Source organism: Microbacterium barkeri, assembly GCF_027921765.1.
Classification (GTDB): Bacteria; Actinomycetota; Actinomycetes; order Actinomycetales; family Microbacteriaceae; genus Microbacterium; species Microbacterium barkeri.
On sequence record NZ_BSEJ01000057.1, the window covers coordinates 1 to 570 of the forward strand.

A 570-nucleotide genomic window follows, 5' to 3' on the forward strand; every position below is an offset into this window, starting at 1 on the left:
CATACTCCCGCCGCGCCTTATGGCTCAGCCCCACAAAACGCATTCGGCCGGCCCAGAGTTCAGCCAGACCGAAAAACAGGCCGATAACCAGAAAAAAACCGGCCAGACTGTAATACTCCCGGTACAGCCAGCTGACCCACGGGTAAATCTGCCGGGCCAGCTCCGGGATATGCCACTGCCAGGCAAGCGAATCCGTATTAAACATGCAATCTCTCTCCTTCAGTCGACGGGGGTACCGGCGTGATGCGCAGCCCCCGCTGCACAAGCCGCGGACATGCCCCAAGGCATGGCGGCGGCGGTCACGTCCGTGGTGATTGCGTTCAGCTTTCACCGCGGAGGCCAGCCTCTTTCCGCCCCATGCGGAAAAGGCGCAGCCCCGGAGGAACAACGAGCACGCCCCAGCGTGTGAGAGGAAAAGGCGGCACCCCAGTGCGGTCTTTTCCGGTGTTCCGGCCCCCGTCAGAGTTCGCCATAGCGAGCGGCTGACCACCCGCAAAATCAGGAGCAGCTTTGCTGCTTCGTCAGGTGCGTCCAGCACCGTGGATTTTTGTGGGTGGTCAGGCGTGAGCC

At 62.1% G+C, this 570-nt stretch carries 1 protein-coding gene; it reads right to left on the reverse strand.

Features of this window, described 5'->3' with window-relative positions; translation table 11 throughout:
• A partial coding sequence (locus tag PKE79_RS16590; RefSeq protein ID WP_271174799.1) for a hypothetical protein occupies nt 1-205 on the reverse strand: 205 nt, incomplete at its 3' end.
• Between the last annotated feature and the right edge of the window lie 365 nt (nt 206-570).